The sequence below is a fragment of the Nocardia sp. Marseille-Q1738 genome, from assembly GCF_965283145.1.
This window is the reverse complement of sequence record NZ_CBDIMS010000001.1, coordinates 469,075-488,515: the sequence shown is the minus strand read 5'-3', so window position 1 is coordinate 488,515 and position 19,441 is coordinate 469,075. Positions and strand designations below refer to the sequence as shown.

The following is a 19,441-nucleotide window of genomic DNA, read 5'->3' as shown; positions in this document are numbered from 1 at the left end:
GCGGCCGGGGGCCGGCTCTCGCGCGTATCGGCATACTGGAGATCGTGACTTCCGAGCTGACCCGTCCTTCCGGTATCGATCTGTCCCACCTCGACCAGGGCGTGCGGGTGCAGGACGACCTGTTCGCGCACGTCAACGGCAAATGGCTGGCCGACCATCAGATCCCTGCCGACCGCGCGGTGGACGGCGCCTTCCGCGCGCTGTACGACCAGGCCGAGCTGGATGTCCAGGCAATCATCCAGAATGCCGCTGCCGCCGGCGCCGAGCCGGGCAGCGACGCCCGCAAGATCGGCGACCTGTACTCCAGCTTCATGGACACCGCCGCGGTGGCCGCCGCCGGGCTCGCGCCGATCGCCGATGAACTCGCCGCGATCGCAGACGTGAGCGACAAGGGAACTTTAGCGACGCTGCTGGGCCGGTTGCAGCGCACCGGCGTCGGCGGAGCCGTCGCCGTCTTCATCGACACCGACGACAAGAACTCCACCCGCTACCTCGCGCATGCCACCCAGTCCGGGATCGGGCTGCCCGACGAGTCCTACTACCGCCAGGACGAGTTCGCCGAGATCCGCGCGAAGTACATCGCGCATATCAACCGCATGTTCGCCCTGGCCGCCGCCGACCCGGGGGTCTCGGGGTTGCTGCCCGCTGGGTTGGACACGGTCGGACAGCGCGTCTTCGCTTTGGAGCAGAAGCTGGCCGCCGGACACTGGGACGTGGTGCGCCGCCGCGATGCCGAACTCAGGTACAACCTGACCACCTTCGACGCATTGGTCGCGGACCATCCCGAATTCGACTGGCCCGCGTGGACTTCCGCTCTCGCCGAGGGAGTCGAAAGCAACGGATCCGACCTGTTCGCCGAGTTGGTTGTCTACCAGCCGGATTACCTGCGTACGTTCGCGCAGGTCTGGGCCGCCGAACCGCTCGCGGACTGGCAGGCATGGGCGGCATGGCGGGTGCTGCGTTCGCGCGCACCGTATCTGACCGACGAACTGGTCGAGGAGAACTTCGATTTCTACGGCCGCACGCTCACCGGCGCGGAAGAGAACCGGGAGCGCTGGAAGCGTGGCGTCGCGCTGGTCCAAGACCTGCTCGGTGAGTCGGTCGGCAAACTGTATGTGGCCGAACATTTCCCGCCGGAGGCGAAGGCGCGGATGGTCGAGCTGGTGGCCAACCTGCAGGAGGCATACCGGCGCAACATCGCCGAACTCGAGTGGATGGGGCAGGACACCAGGGCGGCCGCGTTGGCCAAGCTGGCGAAGTTCACCCCGAAGATCGGTTACCCGGACAAGTGGCGGGACTACTCGGCCGTGGTGATCGATCCGGCCGACCTGGTCGGCAACTACCGCAACGGCTATGCCGCCGAACACGATCGGGATCTGAACAAGCTCGGCGGCCCGGTCGATCGGGGCGAGTGGTTCATGACCCCGCAGACAGTGAACGCCTACTACAACCCGGGCATGAACGAGATCGTCTTCCCCGCCGCGATCCTGCAGCCGCCGTTCTTCGACACGAACGCCGACGACGCGGCCAACTACGGTGGCATCGGGGCCGTGATCGGCCACGAGATCGGGCACGGCTTCGACGATCAAGGCGCGAAGTACGACGGTGACGGCAACATGGTCGACTGGTGGACCGACGAGGATCGCGCCGAATTCGCCAAGCGGACAAAGGCTTTGATCGCTCAGTACAACGTGCTCTCGCCCAAGGATCTGCCGGACGAACACACCGTCAACGGCGAGTTCACCATCGGCGAGAACATCGGCGACCTCGGCGGCCTGTCCATCGCGTTGGAGGCGTACAAGATCTCGCTGAACGGCGCCGAGGCGCCGGAGATCGATGGACTCACCGGTTTGCAGCGGGTGTTCTACGGCTGGGCACAGGTGTGGCGCACGAAGGCCCGTTCAGAGGAGGCCATACGCCGACTCGCCGTCGACCCGCACTCGCCGCCCGAGTTCCGCTGCAACGCGGTGGTGCGCAATATCGACAGCTTCCACGAAGCGTTCGACGTCGAACCCGGCGACGCGCTGTACCTGGAACCAGCTGAGCGCGTAAAGATCTGGTGATCGGTGGGGCCGAGGCGGTCCCACCGAGGGGGACCGCCCGGCTCAATGTTCAGCGCGAACGCCCCAGGCCCGGGAGTCGAGAAGAAGACCGACCTCGGCCATGGGGCGGCGCAGACGCGCAGAACTTTCTCACGCACCGGCCGAGTGAAGCAATCACCAGAGACACCACGGTCGACTTCGGATTATCTGATCGTCCTTTTCGTCAGCGCCCCACAGGGGCGCGACGCGACAACTCTCAGTTCCAGTCGCCGAGGCCGTCGCTGGCGCTGAGGGTGCCGCCCTTGGTGTTCTGCACGATCACCGGATCACCCCGGCGCGCGTTCTCGAAGAACCACTTGCCGTCCTCGGTGCTGACATTCAGGCAGCCGTGGCTGGCGTTGGACACGCCCTGCTGGGCGACCGACCACGGAGCCGCGTGCACGAAGATGCCGCTGTTGGAGATGCGGGTCGCGTACTCGACCTCGAGCTTGTAGCCCTCGGGGTCGGTGATCGGCACACCGTAGGTGGACGAGTCCATGATCATCTTGCGCTGCTGTTCGCCGACGATGTAGGTGCCGTTCGGGGTCTCGTGCTTGGGCTTGCCCATCGAGGTCGGCATTTCCTTCACCACCTCGCCGTTGCGGGTGATGGTGATGGTGTGGGTGTCGTCGTCGGCGGTGGCGACGAACGCGTCGCCGATCCGGAACGAGCTGGTCGTGCCGCCCGCCTGGACCTGAACGTCGGTGTTGTCCGGCCAGAACTCGTCCGGCCGCCAGCGCACCTGCTTGTCGCCGCGCCAGTAGAAGTGGCCGGGGGCCGGCCTCGATGACGTGATCTTGATGGCCTTCTCGGCGGTGGCGTGGTCGGTCACCGGTTCCTTGAAGGTGATGATGATCGGCTGCGCGACACCGACGACCTCGCCGTCGGCGATGTTGATCGAGGGTGGGGCGAAGTTGGCCTGCGGCGCCGGATCGGTGGCCGCGGTGGCCGAGCCCGTGTCGAGACCCGGAATCGGTTCGGCCTGGGCGGGCGCGACGAGCATGACTCCGGCCGCCGCGATCGCGGCGGACAGCAGGACGCCCTCGCGCAACCGGCGGGCTAGCCGAGCTCCCTTGCGGTGAGCAGGCAACGACGCGGTGTGCAAAGCGGCATGCATAGGTTTCTCGTCCATTCCATTTCTCGCACGCGCGCGTAGCGAGATATTTCAGTCAGCGCGGAGCCAGAAGAGCGCCCCGTGGGTATTGACGGCCCGACCCGTCGTCCTTCCTACCGTCCGACGCCCGCCGAAGCCACTGGCGTTTCAGAGTGATTCAGTTAGCGCGCTGAATGTGTCGTGCACCACAAGATGTCTCGATGCGTATCGGTTGGATGAACGTCCCGGTCAATCCGGATCGCCCCGTCTGAGGCCGAGTGCGGTGGATGGTTGGAAGGTGGTGCGGCGCAAACTTCTCAGTGAGCAACGTCACTCACTACGTCGAACGAAATCGGGCGATATGGGCCGGTGGAGATGTTGTGTGGCACCGAGACCGGGACACGTCCGTGCGCGTAGCGTGGTGTGAGCCGCAGATGCTTCTGCCCGAGAATGGTGGCCAGCGCAATCCGCAGTTCGTAGTCCGCGAGTGCGGCGCCGACGCAGCGCCGGTGCCCACCGCCGAACGGGGCGAACTCGAACGGCCGGTAGCGGCGCTCGATGAAACGGCCCGGATCGAAGCGCCCGGCGTCGGACCAAACGTCCGGGTCGGAGTGCAGCAACGGCACCGCGATCCCCATGGTGTCGCCGGGTGCGAGTGCAACGCCGCGTAGCGCGTACGGCTCGGTGAGCCTGCGAACAACGATCGGGACCGGCGGATGCAGACGCAGCGTCTCCTGACATACGGCGTCGAGGTAGGGCAGTCCGGCCAGCTGCCCCGGGCTCGCGTCGGGACCGGCGTCACGCAGTTCCGCCCGCAGCCGCGCCAGCGACCCCGGTGCCTGATGCAGCCGGAACAGCGCCCACACCAGGGCGGTCGCCGTGCTCTCGTGCCCAGCGACCAGCAGGGTGCGCAGTTGCTCGCACAGCTCGTCGTCGGTGCTCGCGGCGGGGTCGTCGGCGGCAGCGGACAGCAGCATGCCGAGCACGTCCGCCGGCTGTGTGCCTACGGTCCGGCGCCGCCGCGCGATCTCGGCGCGGAGCAGCGTGTCCAGCCGCGCGCGGGCGGCGCGAAATCGGTCCCATGGACCGTGCCCGAGCAGTCCGTGCCGCAGTGCGGGCACCAGCATCAGCGGCCCGGAGAACGCGGTGAGGAAGTCGGTGACGGCGGCGGTGTACTCCGCCCGCCGCTGCTCGTTGTCCACTCCGAAGACCACCGTTGAGATCACCCGCAGCGTGAGCGCCCGTGCGGCCGCTCGTGCGTCGATACGCGCGCCCACCACCCACGCCTGGCCGCTCTCCCCGGACATCTCCCGCATGGTGGCGTCGCGGATCAGTTCGCCGTACTCGCGAATCCGCAGACTGTGGAACGCGGGCGCGAGCAGCGCACGGTCTCGTCGGTGACGCTCGTCCGAAGCCAGGATCAGCGATGCGGTCCCGACCATCGGTTCAATCGGATTCGGACGTGGCGGCTGCGTGGTCTCCATCGGGGCGCGGAACATTTCGCGTGCACCGACAGCCGTCCCGGTGAAGAGTGCCGCACCGAATCCAGGGAAACGAACATAGAACGGGTCGCCATCGCGCGCCCTGCGCCACCGGAAGTACAGGTCGAAATCGAGGCTTGCGGCCAGCGCGTGCAGCACGGTCCATCGCGGCGCGCGTGGCCCGGCGCTGTCCTCACTTGCGCGGATCGAAGCCATACGCACGTCCATACCCAGAAATACGAAGTCGCCACTCGAGGGGTTCAGCCGGGCCGCCCGTGGCTCGCCTATTGTCCGGCCTGTTTGTATTTGCGGACCGTGGCCTGTGCCGTCGCGCCCAGCCGCGCGAGCCTGGCGTCACCGAGCGCGGTCACCATGCTGCCGATCCCGTTCGTCACGAACGCGATCGACATGCGGAGATCACGATCGGCGTACGCGCCCGAACCGCCCGCGCCATAGTGGCCGAATGCGTTTCGTGGCTGCTGCTTGGCCATCAGCACGGGGCGGTGATATCCGAGTGTGAAGCGGATCGGCACGCCGAGCACGTAGTCGCGGCTCTGAGCGGGCAGCACCTTGCTGATCGTCTCGATCGTTTCCGGAGACAGGAGTCGCACGACGGGCTCCGGAGCGGCCGTTCCGAGGCCGTGCACGCCCCGCTCCGGCCGATCGAGGTAGACCACACCGTCGTTGGCCAGCGCGCCGTACATCCGCGCCAGCGCGCGTGCCGAGAAGACGCCGTTCCAGCCGGGCATCACCGCGTCGTGCACCCGGGGGTCGCGGACCAGTTCGTCGAAGCTCTCCGGCATGCCCGCCTCGGCGAGCCCACGTACCGGCCGCACCCAGGACATCACCGAGGAGGCGGTGTTCCAGCGGATTCCCGGCGGACCGAGGGGCCGCACGATCTTGGCGATCCGATGTCGTTCGGATTCCGGCACCTGGAACCAGTACTCGTCGAGCCCGAGCGGCTCGGCGATCTCGGTGCGCACCACGTCGGTGAACGACGCGCCGGTCACCCGCTGCACGATCTCGGCGACCAGCCAGCCGAAGGTGATCGCGTGATAACCGGAGGTGCGGATGCGGCGTGGATCCGGCGGGCTTTCGGCGAGCGCGCGAATGACGGCGTCGTAGTTCAGGATGCCCTCGCGACCCGGGACCAAGCCGCGCACCCGGTGCAGACCCGCGCGGTGCGACAGCACGTCGCGCACCGTGATGTCCTCCTTGCCGTGCGCGGCGAACTCCGGCCAGTACTCCGCGACCGGCGTGTCATAGCCGATCAGTCCGCGTTCGGCGAGCCGGTGCACCACGGTCGAGGCCACGCCCTTGCCGGTGGAGAAGGTCAGTACGACGGTCTCGCTGTTCCAGCGGCGCTCCTTGTCCGCCCAGCCGGCCCAGATGTCGACAACCGGCCTGCCATCCAGGTAGACCGCTAGTGCGCCGCCACCGCGCGCGGGCTGGGCGAACATGCCGAAGAACTGATCGGCCAGCCGGATGAATCGCGGGTCGACCAGCATGTCGCGCGGTGGCGCAAGCTTCTTGCCCGCCGCATCGGCGGGCTCGAACTCATCAGCCGCCATTGCCGAAACCATGGGGTCACCTCCTGACCACCGTTAGTCGCGCCGGTGAACCAGAGTAACCCGCGAACCAGGTCTGCCGACGGGTAAAAGGCGTGGTGAGGCACCTATCGCCGGAATCATAGGCGGATGGTTTCCGTCTCCGGCTCGACGTGCGCTCGGTCCATGGTGTATTCATGGCGTGGTATTTCAAGCACTGCTATGGCAACTTCGGATTCTTACGGGGGTGTGAGTTCGGAGCGTTACAGCTCGGGAGGACTGTACGTGTCTCGTCAACCGACCTGGGGTCGTCTCGCCTTCGCCGGACTCGCTATCGCGGCGGGTCTGTCGCTGATCGGGTGCAGCTCCACCATCAGCGGTACCGCGCAGCCGGCGGTGGAGAACGGGACGATCGATGCGGTCTCGGTGACCAATACGCCGAAACCGTCCGCGAGCAAGCCCGCTCCGAGCAGCAAGCCGTCGCCGACCAAGTCGGGCGGCGACACCGACTTCCAGGCCGAGGTCGGTGACTGCGTGACACTCGGCGGCACCACCACCAACGCCACCATCGACAAGGCGTCGTGCGGTAGCCGCGCATCGAACTACAAGGTGATCGAGAAGAAGTCGAAGAGCTCGCAGTGCGTCAGCGACGCGGACAACTACTACGCCGAGACCATCAACGGCATCGAGCAGGGCGCGCTGTGCCTGGACATCGACTGGGTGGTCGGCGGGTGCATGGACGTCGGCGGCGATGATCCCAAGCGCATCGACTGCGCCGGTTCGAGCCCGGCGAAGGGCGTGAAGGTGGTCAAGATCCAGCAGGGCGCCGACGATGTCAGCGTCTGCGGCAGCGGCACCGGATACGTCTACGACAAACGCCGCTTCGTCGTCTGCGTCCAAGAGCTCTGACCGGCTCGGTGGGTGACCATACGGGCCGTGCCCGTCGCTAGGTTGGGTTGGTGAGCACCACCGAGCTTCCCCGTCTGCGGTCCGGCACCGGTCGCTGGATTCTGCTGGCCACCATCCTCGGATCGTCGGTAGCCTCGCTCGACGCGACGGTCGTCAACATCGCGCTGCCGCGGATCGGGGACTCGCTGGACACCGACGTCGCCGGGCTGCAGTGGACGCTGAACGGCTACACGCTGACTCTTGCCTCGTTCATCCTGCTCGGCGGTTCGCTGGGCGACAAGCTCGGCAGGCGCAGGGTCTTCGTGTGGGGGACCGTCGCTTTCGCGATCTCATCCGTATTGTGTGGCGCCGCGACGACCATTGAAATGCTGGTCGCGGCCCGGATCCTGCAGGGTGTGGCGGGCGCGATGCTCACGCCGGGCAGCCTCGCCCTGATCTCCTCTTCGATCGACCAGCGCGATCAAGGCGCGGCGATCGGACTCTGGTCGGGCTTCGGGGGCGTGGCGGGCGCGCTCGGACCTTTCCTCGGCGGCTGGCTGATCGAGTTCGCGGGCTGGCGTTCCATCTTCTTCCTCAATGTTCCGCTGGCCCTGGTCGTCGTGCTGGTCGCGGTGCGACACGTGCCGGAGAGCCGGGACCCCAGCGCGGTGGCCGAGCTCGATCTGCCGGGCGCGCTGGTGGTCGCGCTCGGCCTCGGTGCGCTGACGCTGGGACTGATCGACACCATTCCGCTGCTCATCGCCATCGGCGTGGTGTTGCTGGCGCTCTTCGTCGTGATCGAGCTGCGAAGCGATCATCCGTTGGTGCCGCCCGCGCTGTTCCGTTCCCGGGTGTTCACCGCGGCCAATCTCGTGACGTTCGCGGTCTATGCCGCCCTCGGCGGGGTGTTCTTCCTGTTGGTGCTGGAATTGCAGCTGGTGGCGGGCTACTCGCCGCTGATGTCCGGTGTCGCGACCGTGCCGGTCACCCTGATCATGCTGATGCTGTCGGCTCCCGCTGGGCGCTGGGCGCAGGTGCACGGTCCCCGCGTTCCGATGACCGCCGGACCGCTGCTGGCGGCCGCGGGCTTGGTGCTCTTGCTGCGCATCGGTCCCGATACCACCTACCTCACCGACGTGCTGCCGGGCGTGCTCGTCTTCGGGCTCGGGCTCGCGGTACTGGTCGCCCCGCTGACCGGCGCGGTGCTCGGTGCCGTGCCCAGCAGCGAGGCGGGCATCGCCTCCGGGGTGAACAACGCGGTCGCCCGCACGGCGCAACTGCTCGCCGTGGCGGCCCTGCCCGGACTCGCGGGCATCTCGGGTGCGTTGGGCGACCCGGAGGCGTTCGACGATGGTTTCGCCACCGCGATGTGGCTGTGCGTCGGCCTGCTGGTGATCGGAGCGATGCTCGCCGCCGTCCTGTTGCGCCCCGAGCGACGCGTGCCCGTCCTGGACAACGTCGACTGCCTGCCGCAGTGCGGGGTGGCCGCCCCCGCGCTCGCGCCGGCACGAAGCCAAAAATAAACGGCCCGAATGGATTGCTCCATTCGGGCCGCTCGGTTGGTGTCCGATCAGGTCGGATGTGCGATCAGATCGGGATATAACCCGCGCCGACACCGCCGCGCGTGTTGAGGTCACCCATGATCGCGCTCATGTTGGTGCCGACTTCCGGGCCGAAGCAAGCGATGGCCAGGTACGCGTTCACCATGCCGACGAGCGTCGAGCCGACGACGACCGGTGCGCCGGAGTCGCCTTCCACTACGCACATCTGACTCCAGGTCTCGACGTTCGTCCGGAACACGTCACCCCAGGCGATACCGCAGGTGTTGCCGGTGGTCCGGCCCTCCTTGCAGACGATCTGCGGGAAGTTGGCAGGCCCGCCGATCCCGGTGATCGTGACGTTGCCGATGCGATTCACCGGGACGATCTTGCCCGGCTCGAACTGAATGACGGCGTAATCCAGGTCGTGGTTGGAATAGGTGAACCGGCCGATCACGCCCGCGCCCCGATCGGATTCGGCGTAGACCTGCGAGCCGGGATCGCCGCAGTGCCCAGCGGTCAGCCCGACCAGACGGCCCGCGTTGTCGTGGCCGACCGTGGTGACCGTGCACTCGAATTGGTTGTCGATGATGATCCCGGATCCACCGCCCACGACCGGCAGGCCCGGTTGGGCGTTTGCGGCCCCTGCGCCCGTGCCGAGCAGCGCCGCGCCAAGGGCGACGGCGAAGGCGGCGTTGGCCACCTTGGCGAGTTTGCTGAACATGTCCCTCCAGACGTCGGAAGCCCGCACGATATCAATCTGTCGCACCCATCGTGTCAGTAATCGACCTCGGGCGCGTCACCCACTACGGGTTGTCCCCACTGCGATCTACTTCAACCCTATTTCGTACACAATAGTTGAAATGTATCTTACGTGCACGATAGCGGACCGCTATCATAATTGTGAAAATCTCGTGGCCGTTTGTCGTGCGAGGGTACTGAGAGGTGGATGTGTTGGTCTCCGGAATCAAATACTATTTTTGATGAATTCTCTCCATATTAATTCGCCGCAGCAACCGGCATAGACCGGAGATTCGCGCAGGTAGGTTGTCACTTGTTCCAGAGATGGACTCGCCGGTACTGGGCCGTATCCCAATGTTCATGGCCGCTGCCATTGCTTTTTGTCAACGGTGAGCGACATCTATGACCGCAATCACAAGTCGGTGGTGTGTTCTGCACTACTCCGTAGTAAGGTGCGTCAAGCAAACGAGTCGTCGGGGCAGCCAACCGGCGTCGAGGAGGGTTAGCCAGTGCAGTCGACCGAGAGTCCACCCCGAGGGTCACGGTTCAGTGATGCGGTCGATTGGACGAAGTCGTACTGGCAAGATCACCCGAAGCGTTCGCTGGAAACGTTCGGTCGCCAGATCATCATGGGTTTCGCGGCCGTCGCCGAACTGTTCGTCGCGATTTTCCGTCGACGGTTCCCGGTCCGGGAGTTCATCCGGCAGTGTGCGTTCATGGCCAGTGTCTCCGCGGCGCCGACGCTGCTGGTCGCCATCCCGATCGGCGTGATCGTCTCCATCCAGGTCGGTTCGGTCGCCGGTCAGGTCGGCGCCACCTCCTTCATCGGCGCCGCCAACGGTCTCGGCATCATCCAGCAGGGCGCCCCACTGGTCACCTCGCTGATGATCGCGGGCGCGGTCGGTTCCGCGGTCTGCGCCGATCTCGGCTCGCGCACCATCCGCGAGGAGATCGACGCCATGAAAGTGATGGGCGTCGACCCGATGCGCAGGCTGGTCGCGCCGCGGTTGGGGGCCGCGATGCTGGTCAGCGTGCTGCTGTGCGGCTTCGTGGTGTTCGTCGGTTTCTTGACCGGCTACATGTTCAATATCTTCGCGCAGAACGGAACGCCCGGTTCGTATGTCGGCACCTTCTCGTCGTTCGCGGTGACCACCGACCTGCTTGTCGCGCTGATCAAATCGCTGATTTTCGGACTGCTGGCCGCAATCATCGCCTGCGATACCGGATTGAACACCCGAGGTGGTCCCGGCGGTGTCGCGAACTCGGTGAATTCCGCGGTGGTGAGCTCCGCCATCATGCTGTTCGGGGTGAACCTCATCATCACCCAGGTTTACAACGCACTATTCCCGTCACAGGTGGTCTGAGCCGGTGTCATCAACCTATGTACCTCCGCTGCTGCGGCCCTTCCAGACACTCCGGAAATCCGCTCAGGCGCCGGTAGATCTGCTCGCCAGGCTCGGCCACCAGGTGTTCTTCCTGCTGCGCTCGATCGGCTCCATTCCGTTGGCGCTCAAGCATTACCCCAAGGAAGTCTGGCGACTGCTTTCCGATGTCACCTGGGGCAATGGCAATCTCGTCGTCGGCGGCGGCACCATCGGCGTCGTCGTCATCCTGAGCGCCTTCGGCGGCATGACCGTCGGCATCCAGGGCTACAACTCGTTGAACCTGCTCGGACTGAGTCCGATCACCGGCGCCATCTCGGCGTTCGCGACAACCCGTGAACTCGGGCCGCTGCTCGCGACCCTGGCCTTCGCCGCCCAGGCGGGCTGCCGATTCACCGCGCAGCTGGGCGCCATGCGCATCTCCGAGGAGATCGACGCGCTGGAGTCCATCGCCATCCGGCCGCTGCCCTATCTGATCAGCACCAGGATGTTCGCGGCGATGGTGGCCATCATCCCGCTGTACTGCCTGGGCCTGGCCATGGCCTACATCTCTTGCGCGGTGACCGTGCAGCTCATCGGCGGCACCGCCGCGGGAACCTACCAGCACTACTTCTATCAGTTCCTGGTCCCGGTCGACGTGATCTACTCACTGCTCAAGGCGATCCTGTTCGTCGCGATCACCACGTTCATCCAGTGCTACTACGGCTTCTTCGCCTCCGGTGGTCCCGAAGGCGTCGGTGTGGCCGCGGGCCGCGCGATCAAGATGTGCATCATCGCGGTCGTCTTCGCGAACCTGTTCATGACATTGGCGATCTGGGGTGTCAACCCCGGCATTCGGATCTCGGGGTAAACACCAGATGATCATCGATCCCAGTGGGCGCGGGCCCACCATGCGGCAGTTGCTCGTCGCAGGCCTGTGCGGTCTGGTCGTCTTCGCGCTTGTGCTGACCTTGTTGATGCTGCGCTACCAGGGCTACTTCAAGGAGAAGGTCAACGTCACCGCGAACCTGACCACCACCGGCGACGGCCTGCCCGAGCAGGCCGACGTGAAGTTCCGCGGCGTGCTCGTCGGCGCGGTGCAGAACGTCGATGTCGCCGCGAAGGGCGAACTGCAGAAGGTCAGGATCGAGATGAAGCCGGAGTTCGCCGGCGACATCCCGGCCAACGTGACCGCTCGTGTGGTGCCGAGCAACCTGTTCGCCGTCACCTCCGTCGAACTGGTCTTCAACGGACCCTCCGATCAGTACCTGCACGAGGGCTCCGTCATCGAGGAGGATCGCAGTCAGGGCACCATCGCGCTGCAGGACACCCTCACCACCGTGCGCGACATCCTCGACAAGATCGACCCGGTGCAATTCGGCCGCGTACTCGGCACCCTGTCGCAGGCGCTGGACGGCAGCGGCCGGATGCCCGGCTCCACGGTCGAGCGGTTCGACCGCTGGCTGCTTGCGGTCGACGAGTCGATTCCCGACCTCGGCGTGCTGCTGGGCGACTTCTCCGCGTCGTTCCACGCGCTCAACCAGTCCGCGCCGGAGCTGGTCGACGTGCTCGGCAGCTCGGTGCAGACCGCGCGCACCATCGCCGACCGCCGCGGTGAGCTGGTCGCGCTGATCACCGGCACCAGCGGGACCGTGGACACGGTGAACGATCTCTTCGCCCGCAACCCGGATGTCGGCAAGGAGGTCACCGCCGGGACCAGCGACATGTTCGGCGCCCTCGCGGCCGACCCCGACGCGATCACCAGGAGCCTGCTCAACCTGAGCGAGACCATGCGCCGGATGGACACCACGTTCCACTGGGGTCCGCAGAAGCAGCAGGTCTGGAACGCGGGTATCACGCTCACGCCGTACCGGCCGTACACCGTGGCCGACTGCCCGCGCTACGGCGAGCTGGTCGGCCCGAGCTGCTACACCGCGCCCGCCGTCGCCGAACTGCCCGAACTGCCCGAACAGCTGAAGCCGCGCGCACTCGCGTCGGCCGCCGGGCTTCCGCCCGTGGTGCCGATGCCGGGTCTGCCCCTGATCCCGGGTATCACCACCCCGGACCCGGCCAGGGCCACCGCGGCCGCTCCGACCGGCGGGGCGCCGGCTCCGTTCGCCGGCACGCCGCTCGAGGGTCTGTTCCCGATGCTGCCGCCCGGTCTGCTCCCGCCCGCCGCACCGGCACCGGCTGCTCCGGCCGCCGCGCCGGAGGGCACCCCGTCGGCAGCGCCGATCTCCTATCAGGGTGACTCGGCGATCGTCGCGCTGCTCGGCCGCAAGCCGACCACCGCCGAATATCTGCTGCTCGGCTCGATTTTGAAGGGCGGAACCATGCACGTGTCCGACAATGGTGCCGGACGATGAGCATTCGTAAGCCGCTGATCGGATTCAGCATCTTCGCCATCGTGTCGATCCTGGTCACGGTGGTCGTGTGGAATACGTTGGCGCGCATTGTCTCCGGTGACACCTACACCTACTCCGCTACCTTCTCCGACGTGCTCGGCCTGCACGAGGGCGATGACGTGCGCATGGCGGGCGTGCGGGTGGGCAAGGTGGAGAAGATCGAGCTCGGCCGCGACGCCAATCTGAAGAAGTCGGTCGCCAAGGTCACTTTCGTGGTGCAGCGCGACCAGATGATCTACGACGACACCAAAGCCCTTGTCCGCTACCAGAATCTGATCGGTCAGCGGTATGTGGCCCTGGCTCCCGGCGCGACGCCGAGCCCGGCGCCGCTGAAGAACAACGGCTCGATCCCGATCGAGCGAACCGAGCCGTCGTTCGACGTGTCGGCTCTGCTCAACGGCTTCCAGCCGCTGTTCCAGGTGTTGCAGCCCGAGCAGGTCAACCGCTTGTCGGAGACCTTCATCCAGGCGTTGCAGGGTGATGGTGTCTCGTTGAGCGCGTTCATCGTTCAGGCCGCGCAGCTGGCCACCGACTTCCAGCGCAGGGACGCGATTCTGTCCGATGTGATCACCAACCTCTCGGGCGTGATGGCGGGGTTGGCCAAACGAGGTGATGAATTGGAGACCCTGATAACCCAGACCCGCGCGTTGATCGGCGGGCTGTACGAACAGGGGCAGTCGTTGCTTGCCTCGACCGAGCAGATCGCCGCCGCCACCACGTCGCTGGTCGACATGATGGACCGGATCCAACCCGGGCTGCAGACCGCGCAGAACTCCACCAGCGCGGCGCTGACCCTGCTGCTGGACAACGGCGCCAAGCTGGATCAGGCGGCGGTCGACCTGCCGAACGTCCTGTCGGCGGCCGGCAGGCACACCTCCGAAGGCGCCTACGCCAACGCGTACTTGTGCGGCCTGGACGTCTCGCTCTACGGCATCCTGTTCCCGCGCGGACTGTTCTCCCAGATCGGTGGCACCTCGCACTCGGCGGTGTGCCGCCCATGATGACGAAACTCAAGGCCAGGTTCGACAGCAACCGGTACTTCTGGTTGGGCATCCTCGGTGGCGTCCTCATCGTGGTGCTGCTGCTGGTGTCCAGCGTCTACAAACTCATCGGAGTCGGCGAGCAGTCGATCAAGGCCGAGTTCGTGCAGGCCGCGGGCATCAAGGTCGGCGACAAGGTGAACGTCGCTGGTGTGTCCGCCGGCCGGGTGGTCGACGCCGAACTCGAAGGAAGCCACGTGCTGCTCACGCTGAGCGTGCGCGACGACGTGAAGCTCGGCCCGGACGCGCGCGCCTCGATCAAGATGGCCACGCTGCTCGGCGCCAGGTATGTCGATCTGGAGCCCGGCGACGGCTCCGGCTTGAAGGGCAAGCGAATCCCGTTGTCCAATACCGCCGTTCCGTACAACCTGGCCGACGTGGTGCAGGTCGGCACGCCGAAGTTCGAGGCGCTCGACACCAAGAAGCTGGCGCAGTCGCTGAATCTGATCAACGAGCAGATGGGCGGATCCCCCCAGCTCGCCGCGCAGGCACTCGACAGTGTCGGGGCGCTGGCCAAGGTGATCGATACCCGCAGGGCCGAGGTGGACGCGCTGCTGAAGGACCTGGACCGGGTCACCCGGATCCTCGCCGACAACCGCAACAGCGTGCTGCTGGTGATCACCCAGGGCGAGGCCATCGCCAACCGGGTGATGGAGCGTCAGGCCCTGCTGCGCCAGCTGCTCGACGGCGTCGCGACGCTGACCAGGCAGCTGCAGGAGATCGGCGCGCAGAACAACGATCAGCTCGGGCCGACCATCGCGCAGCTGAACACCATGGCCGAGGGCCTGCAGAAGAACAAGGACAACCTGGACCGGCTGCTGTCGCTCATGCCGCCGACCGTGCGTTACCTGGCGAACTCGTGGGGTGGCAGCGGTCCGTACGGCGACGTCGGCCTGCCGTGGCTCTTCCCGGACAACTGGTTGTGCTTCGCCCAAGTGATCGAAGGGTGCCAGGGATGAAACTCCGCACGGCTTTTCCGCTGAAGACCGTCGCGAAGACGCTCATGATCAGCGCCGCGGCGCTGACGGTCGGCAGTTGCTCACTGCTTCCGAGTTCGGTGAACGACGCATTGGGCACCACGATGCGGATCACCGCGGATTTCGAGAACATCGCGGGTATCTACGAGGGCAATCCGATCACGGTGCTCGGCTTGGACGTCGGAAAAGTCGACAAGGTCGTGCCCAAAGGCACTTTGGTCGAGGTGCACATGTCCATCGACAAGGACGTGAAGATCCCGAAAGACGCGGAGGCCGCGATCGTTTCGCCGTCCATCGTGACCGACCGGCACATCGAGCTGACGCCCGTCTACACCGGCGGTGCGACCATGTCCGACGGCGCGCACCTGCCCAAGGCGCGCACCAAGACGCCGGTCGAGCTGGACACGATGATCAAGACGATCGATCAGTTCGCCGCCGCGCTCAAGCCGGAGCCGGGCCAGGAGGGCATCGGCCCGCTGTCGGGCCGGGTGCTCTACCCGATGCTCAACGGCAACGGCGAGAAGATCCGCGACACCCTCAACGCGCTGTCCGGTGCGCTGAAGGTCGGCGTGGACAACAAGGACGCGATCTCCAGCATCATCATCAAGTTGAACGAGCTCACCACCATGCTGGCCGAGAACGACCAGTCGGTGCGCGATTTCAGCGACCGGGTGACCCAGATGACCGGCCTGCTCGCCGAGCAGTCCCCCGGCCTGCAGGCCACGCTCGACCAGCTCAACGCCTTCTTGGTGAACACGAGCAGCACGCTGACGCAGTACCAGGACCAGCTGTCCGGCACCATGACCGGCCTGACCAACGTCACCCAGCAGCTGCGGGACAACGCTTACGGCATCACCGAGGTCGTCGACGTTGCGCCGATGGTGATGCAGAACATCGACGGCATCGTGAACCGGGAGCACCAATACGTCCGGCTGCACGCGATCATCGGTACCGCGCTGTCGGGTGAGATCGTCAGCCTGTTCTGCGAGCGCGTCCAGATGAGGGCCGACGGCTGCCGCACCGGAAACATGCAGGACTTCGGACCCGACTACGGGCTCACCGCCGCACTGCTCGGACTGACGAAATGACGTACCGAATGACGATCAAGGCACGCAGGGCGCTGGTCGCCCTGGTCGCGGTGGCCGGTGTGGGGGTCACCGCGGGCTGCGGGTTCACCGTGGAGAAACTGCCGCTGCCCAAACCCGGCCTGAACGGGGACACCTACACGGTGCACGCGGTGTTCGAGAACGCGCTGAACCTGCCCGACCAGGCGAAGGTGAAGATCGGCGGCTCGGATGTCGGCGTGGTCACCGACATCAAGACGAAGAACTTCCAGGCCGTCGTGGATCTGACCATCCGCAAGGACATCGAGTTGCCCAAGGGCAGCACGGCGGAGCTGCGTCAGGCCACCCCGCTCGGTGACGTGTTCGTCGCGGTGTCCAAGCCCAAGGTGGACCCGGGCGCGGAAATGCTGCGCGACGGTGACACGCTGACCCTGGACAGCACCTCCGCGGGTGCGACCGTCGAGCAGCTGCTCATCTCGGTGTCCATGCTGTTCAACGGCGGCGGCATCGCGAGCTTGTCGAGGCTGGGCGCGGAGTTGGACTCCATCCTCGGCGGCCGCGGCGGGCAGCTGGCCCATCTGATCACCGAAATGACCGGCGTGGTCAGCAGTTTGAACGCCAACACCGCCCGGGTGGACAGCGTCCTCGGCGAGTTCAGCACCTTGGCCAATACCATCGAGTCGCGGCGGTCCGAACTCGGCGAGGTGGCCGACACGCTGCCGCAGATGGTCGGTGCCGTCGCGGAGAACAACCGGGCCATCGGCGAACTGCTGACCAAGCTCTCGGTGACCAGCGCCGCGCTCGGCGACTACGCGAACACCTCCACCGAACAGCTGAGCAGCCTGCTGGACAACACCCATCAGCTGATGGACGCGCTGGCCAGAACCGGTGACGGCTTCGGCGTGCTGCTCGATCGCCTGCGGGTGCTGCGCCCGAAGGTCGACGCGACCTTCCGCGGCAGCAGTTTCGCGGTGTACGCGACCGCGACCAACCTCGATATCAGCGCGCTCACCGACCCGCAGCACGGCAAGCTCCAGGATCTGCACGACCTGCAGGACTTCGCGGGCAGCTTGATCCAGGTGCTGCAGTTGGTGCAGGGCCGGGTGACGGGAGGACACCGATGACCTTCCTGCGCAACCTGGCCGGACGCAAGCTGCTGCTGTCGAACCTGGGCCTGGTGCTCGTGCTGCTGGTCGGCGCCGCGTACCTGATGGTGAACGTCATGCGGGTCAACCCGCTGCGCTCGGACTACACGGTCACGGTGAACCTGGACCGTTCCGGCGGTCTGCAGCCCGGCAATGACGTGACGCTGCGGGGATGGCGGATCGGCAAGGTCAGTTCGATCGAGCTGACCGACCGCGGCCAAGCCATCGCCGCCACCGCGCAGATCGACGCGAAGTACAAGATCCCGGTGGACACCCGGATCGCGGTGCAGGCCCTGTCCGGCGCGGGCGAGCAGTACATAGATTTCCGGCCGAACTCCGAGCAGGGGCCGTTCCTGGCCGACGGCGCGGTGATCAAGTTCGATCCGGAGAAGATCCAGACGCCGACCCCGGTGTGGGCGGTGCTGGACAACTCCAGCGCCCTGATCGCGCAGATCAACCCGGACCACTTCAAGGTCATCCTGCAGGAGCTGGACGTCGCGCTCAGCGCGGGACCGGATCAGCTGCGCGGCATGGTCAACGGGATCAGCCTGGCCATGGCGGGCCTGGACTCGTTGCTGCCACAGACCACGAACCTGATCACGAATCTGCGCACCATCGCCAACACCACGTCCATGGCGCAGCCGGACCTGGCCACCCTGACCCGCAACTCCGGCACGCTGTTCGAGCAGTTCAACAACGCGAACGCCGAACTGCAGCGCGTGCTCGACCAGGCTCCCGGTCAGCTCACCAGCCTCGGCGCGGTGGTGGACCGGACCGCCGATCCGATCACCAGCCTGGCGACCAACTTCCAGGCGATCACCAAGGCGGCGCAGTTGCGGCTGCCCGCGTTGCGTGCGCTGTTCCCCTCGCTCGCGCTCGGTGGCGAGGCGCTCGGCGTCCCGGCGCACGACGGTGAGTTCCACGCGATCATCGACATCTGGCCGCGGCCGTTCTGCACCTATGAGACGCCGAAGATCCGCAACGAGGTCGTCCAGGACGGCACGATTCCGAAGTGGAACTACTGTGAGAACCCGCCGCCGGGCCAGCTGATCCGTGGTGCGGCGAACGCGCCGCGGCCAAACGTGCCGAACAACGGCGCGCACATGCCGCCGGGTGTGGATCCGAACGAGCGGACCCTTCCTCCGGTGCGGTGAGTTCACACCCGGTCCGCCGGTCATCCCGCCGGACCGGGCATACTCGCCGGTAGAACGCGTAAGGTTCGCTGTCGCGGGCCCCGAAGCCAATCGGCGCGCGCCGCTGCGCGCCGGGAAAGCAGGTTTGTATCGATGTCTACCGACGACGCCGAGAACAAGGACTCCGAGACCACGGCCGCCGCGGGCGGCAAGGACACCGACGCGGTGACCGAGAAGTCGGAGGATGCCGCTGACGCGGCGAAGCCCGAGCTGTCCAAGGCGGAGAAGGCAGACAAGCCGAAGACGGAGAAGAAGGCGGCGGAGAAGGACGCTCCCAAGGCGGACGCGTCCGGGAAGTCCGCATCGCTTCCGCTGGTGGCCGCGTTCGCGGCCGGTGTGCTGGCGGTCGCGGCGATCACCGCCCTCGTCGTGTTCTTCCTGCAGGGCAAGGATCGCGGGGACAAGCTGGACGCGATTCGCGATTCGACCAGCGCCGCTTGCGAGTTCGGCAAGGACGTCTCGGTCTACGACTACTCGAAGAACCTCGACGACTACTTCACCACGGTGAAGGCCGGATCGACCGGGGAGTTCCTGAAAGAGTTCGACGACGCGACCAAGGCGCTCAAGGACGCGATGGTGCAGGCGCAAGTCAAGTCCTGGGCCGATGACGTGCAGTGCGGCTATCAGTCCGGTGACAAGACCTCGGCCAAGGTGCTGGTGACCCTCACGCAGTATCGGACCAACTTCACCCAGGCCAACCCGGAGCGGCAGTTCGTGGTCGTGATCGCCCAGCTGCAGAAGTCGGGCGACAAGTGGCTGGTCGAGAAGCTCGACTCGCCGATGCTGAAGGGCGCCGGTACGGGCCTGCCGGGTGCGCCGGCGCCGGGCGGCGCTCCGCAGCCCGCGCCGTCCGCTCAGCCCGGGCCGCAGCCGGGTAACTAGCCGAG

General features: G+C 66.4%; 16 protein-coding genes. 12 read left to right on the top strand and 4 right to left on the bottom strand.

The annotated features are described in order from the left end of the window. Positions 1-35 precede the first annotated feature (35 nt). The gene (locus ACWPXK_RS02315; protein WP_454195410.1) at positions 36-2,063 is read left to right on the top strand and encodes a M13 family metallopeptidase; all 2,028 of its coding nucleotides are present in this window, start codon (positions 36-38) and stop codon (positions 2,061-2,063) included. Between the two features lie 235 nt (positions 2,064-2,298). Here the strand turns inward: ACWPXK_RS02315 and ACWPXK_RS02310 are convergent, their stop codons facing one another. The 3 genes from ACWPXK_RS02310 to ACWPXK_RS02300 all read right to left on the bottom strand — a co-directional run bounded on the left by ACWPXK_RS02310 (position 2,299) and on the right by ACWPXK_RS02300 (position 6,226). Next, a complete protein-coding gene (locus ACWPXK_RS02310) occupies positions 2,299-3,213 on the bottom strand; it encodes a L,D-transpeptidase (RefSeq protein WP_454194342.1) in 915 nt (304 codons plus the stop codon). A 278-nt stretch (positions 3,214-3,491) separates the two neighbouring features. After that, the gene (locus tag ACWPXK_RS02305; protein WP_454194341.1) at positions 3,492-4,871 is read right to left on the bottom strand and encodes a cytochrome P450; all 1,380 of its coding nucleotides are present in this window, start codon (positions 4,869-4,871) and stop codon (positions 3,492-3,494) included. 68 nt (positions 4,872-4,939) lie between these two features. Then, entirely contained in the window at positions 4,940-6,226 is a 1,287-nt protein-coding gene (locus tag ACWPXK_RS02300) for a serine hydrolase domain-containing protein (RefSeq protein WP_454194340.1), read from the bottom strand. A 261-nt stretch (positions 6,227-6,487) separates the two neighbouring features. On the opposite strand from ACWPXK_RS02300, the gene lppU reads away from it, so the two are divergent. Next, on the top strand, positions 6,488-7,111 hold the full coding sequence (lppU, locus tag ACWPXK_RS02295) for an LppU family putative lipoprotein (protein ID WP_364322720.1): 624 nt from the start codon (positions 6,488-6,490) through the stop codon (positions 7,109-7,111). 50 nt (positions 7,112-7,161) lie between these two features. After that, positions 7,162-8,613, top strand: coding sequence for an MFS transporter (locus tag ACWPXK_RS02290; RefSeq protein ID WP_454194339.1), 1,452 nt, complete (start codon positions 7,162-7,164; stop codon positions 8,611-8,613). Positions 8,614-8,677: 64 nt separating this feature from the next. Here the strand turns inward: ACWPXK_RS02290 and ACWPXK_RS02285 are convergent, their stop codons facing one another. After that, positions 8,678-9,352, bottom strand: a complete 675-nt coding sequence (locus ACWPXK_RS02285; RefSeq protein ID WP_454195409.1) for a S1 family peptidase — start codon at positions 9,350-9,352, stop codon at positions 8,678-8,680. A 526-nt stretch (positions 9,353-9,878) separates the two neighbouring features. Here ACWPXK_RS02285 and ACWPXK_RS02280 point away from each other — a divergent pair. The 9 genes from ACWPXK_RS02280 (at position 9,879) to ACWPXK_RS02240 (ending at position 19,436) form a co-directional block, all read left to right on the top strand. Next, positions 9,879-10,733 carry an MlaE family ABC transporter permease gene (locus tag ACWPXK_RS02280; RefSeq protein WP_454194338.1) on the top strand — a complete coding sequence of 285 codons (855 nt, stop codon included), beginning with the start codon at positions 9,879-9,881 and terminating at the stop codon, positions 10,731-10,733. A gap of 4 nt (positions 10,734-10,737) precedes the next feature. Further along, a complete protein-coding gene (locus tag ACWPXK_RS02275) occupies positions 10,738-11,601 on the top strand; it encodes an ABC transporter permease (RefSeq protein ID WP_454194337.1) in 864 nt (287 codons plus the stop codon). Positions 11,602-11,608: 7 nt separating this feature from the next. Continuing rightward, positions 11,609-13,096 carry an MlaD family protein gene (locus ACWPXK_RS02270; protein WP_454194336.1) on the top strand — a complete coding sequence of 496 codons (1,488 nt, stop codon included), beginning with the start codon at positions 11,609-11,611 and terminating at the stop codon, positions 13,094-13,096. Continuing rightward, complete coding sequence (locus tag ACWPXK_RS02265; RefSeq protein ID WP_454194335.1) at positions 13,093-14,136, top strand: MCE family protein; 1,044 nt, start codon at positions 13,093-13,095, stop codon at positions 14,134-14,136. The genes ACWPXK_RS02270 and ACWPXK_RS02265 overlap by 4 nt, the downstream gene beginning before the upstream one ends. Next, positions 14,136-15,134, top strand: coding sequence for an MCE family protein (locus ACWPXK_RS02260; RefSeq protein WP_454195408.1), 999 nt, complete (start codon positions 14,136-14,138; stop codon positions 15,132-15,134). Before ACWPXK_RS02265 ends, ACWPXK_RS02260 begins: the two co-directional genes overlap by 1 nt. Further along, positions 15,131-16,240, top strand: coding sequence for an MCE family protein (locus tag ACWPXK_RS02255; RefSeq protein WP_454194334.1), 1,110 nt, complete (start codon positions 15,131-15,133; stop codon positions 16,238-16,240). The genes ACWPXK_RS02260 and ACWPXK_RS02255 overlap by 4 nt, the downstream gene beginning before the upstream one ends. 8 nt (positions 16,241-16,248) lie before the next feature. After that, positions 16,249-17,340 carry an MlaD family protein gene (locus ACWPXK_RS02250; RefSeq protein ID WP_454194333.1) on the top strand — a complete coding sequence of 364 codons (1,092 nt, stop codon included), beginning with the start codon at positions 16,249-16,251 and terminating at the stop codon, positions 17,338-17,340. Further along, positions 17,337-18,515, top strand: a complete 1,179-nt coding sequence (locus tag ACWPXK_RS02245) for an MlaD family protein (protein WP_454194332.1) — start codon at positions 17,337-17,339, stop codon at positions 18,513-18,515. The genes ACWPXK_RS02250 and ACWPXK_RS02245 overlap by 4 nt, the downstream gene beginning before the upstream one ends. 132 nt (positions 18,516-18,647) lie before the next feature. Beyond that, a complete protein-coding gene (locus ACWPXK_RS02240) occupies positions 18,648-19,436 on the top strand; it encodes a hypothetical protein (protein WP_454194331.1) in 789 nt (262 codons plus the stop codon). Positions 19,437-19,441 lie beyond the last annotated feature (5 nt).

Excerpts from the sequence above, each read along its gene's own strand:
- ACWPXK_RS02310 (WP_454194342.1), bottom strand. The coding sequence starts at position 3,213 with ATGGACGAGAAACCTATGCATGCCGCTTTGCACACCGCGTCGTTGCCT.
- ACWPXK_RS02305 (WP_454194341.1), bottom strand. The coding sequence starts at position 4,871 with ATGGCTTCGATCCGCGCAAGTGAGGACAGCGCCGGGCCACGCGCGCCG.
- ACWPXK_RS02300 (WP_454194340.1), bottom strand. The coding sequence starts at position 6,226 with ATGGCGGCTGATGAGTTCGAGCCCGCCGATGCGGCGGGCAAGAAGCTT.
- ACWPXK_RS02285 (WP_454195409.1), bottom strand. The coding sequence starts at position 9,352 with ATGTTCAGCAAACTCGCCAAGGTGGCCAACGCCGCCTTCGCCGTCGCC.
- ACWPXK_RS02270 (WP_454194336.1), top strand. The coding sequence starts at position 11,609 with ATGATCATCGATCCCAGTGGGCGCGGGCCCACCATGCGGCAGTTGCTC.
- ACWPXK_RS02265 (WP_454194335.1), top strand. The coding sequence starts at position 13,093 with ATGAGCATTCGTAAGCCGCTGATCGGATTCAGCATCTTCGCCATCGTG.
- ACWPXK_RS02260 (WP_454195408.1), top strand. The coding sequence starts at position 14,136 with ATGACGAAACTCAAGGCCAGGTTCGACAGCAACCGGTACTTCTGGTTG.
- ACWPXK_RS02255 (WP_454194334.1), top strand. The coding sequence starts at position 15,131 with ATGAAACTCCGCACGGCTTTTCCGCTGAAGACCGTCGCGAAGACGCTC.
- ACWPXK_RS02250 (WP_454194333.1), top strand. The coding sequence starts at position 16,249 with ATGACGATCAAGGCACGCAGGGCGCTGGTCGCCCTGGTCGCGGTGGCC.
- ACWPXK_RS02245 (WP_454194332.1), top strand. The coding sequence starts at position 17,337 with ATGACCTTCCTGCGCAACCTGGCCGGACGCAAGCTGCTGCTGTCGAAC.
- ACWPXK_RS02240 (WP_454194331.1), top strand. The coding sequence starts at position 18,648 with ATGTCTACCGACGACGCCGAGAACAAGGACTCCGAGACCACGGCCGCC.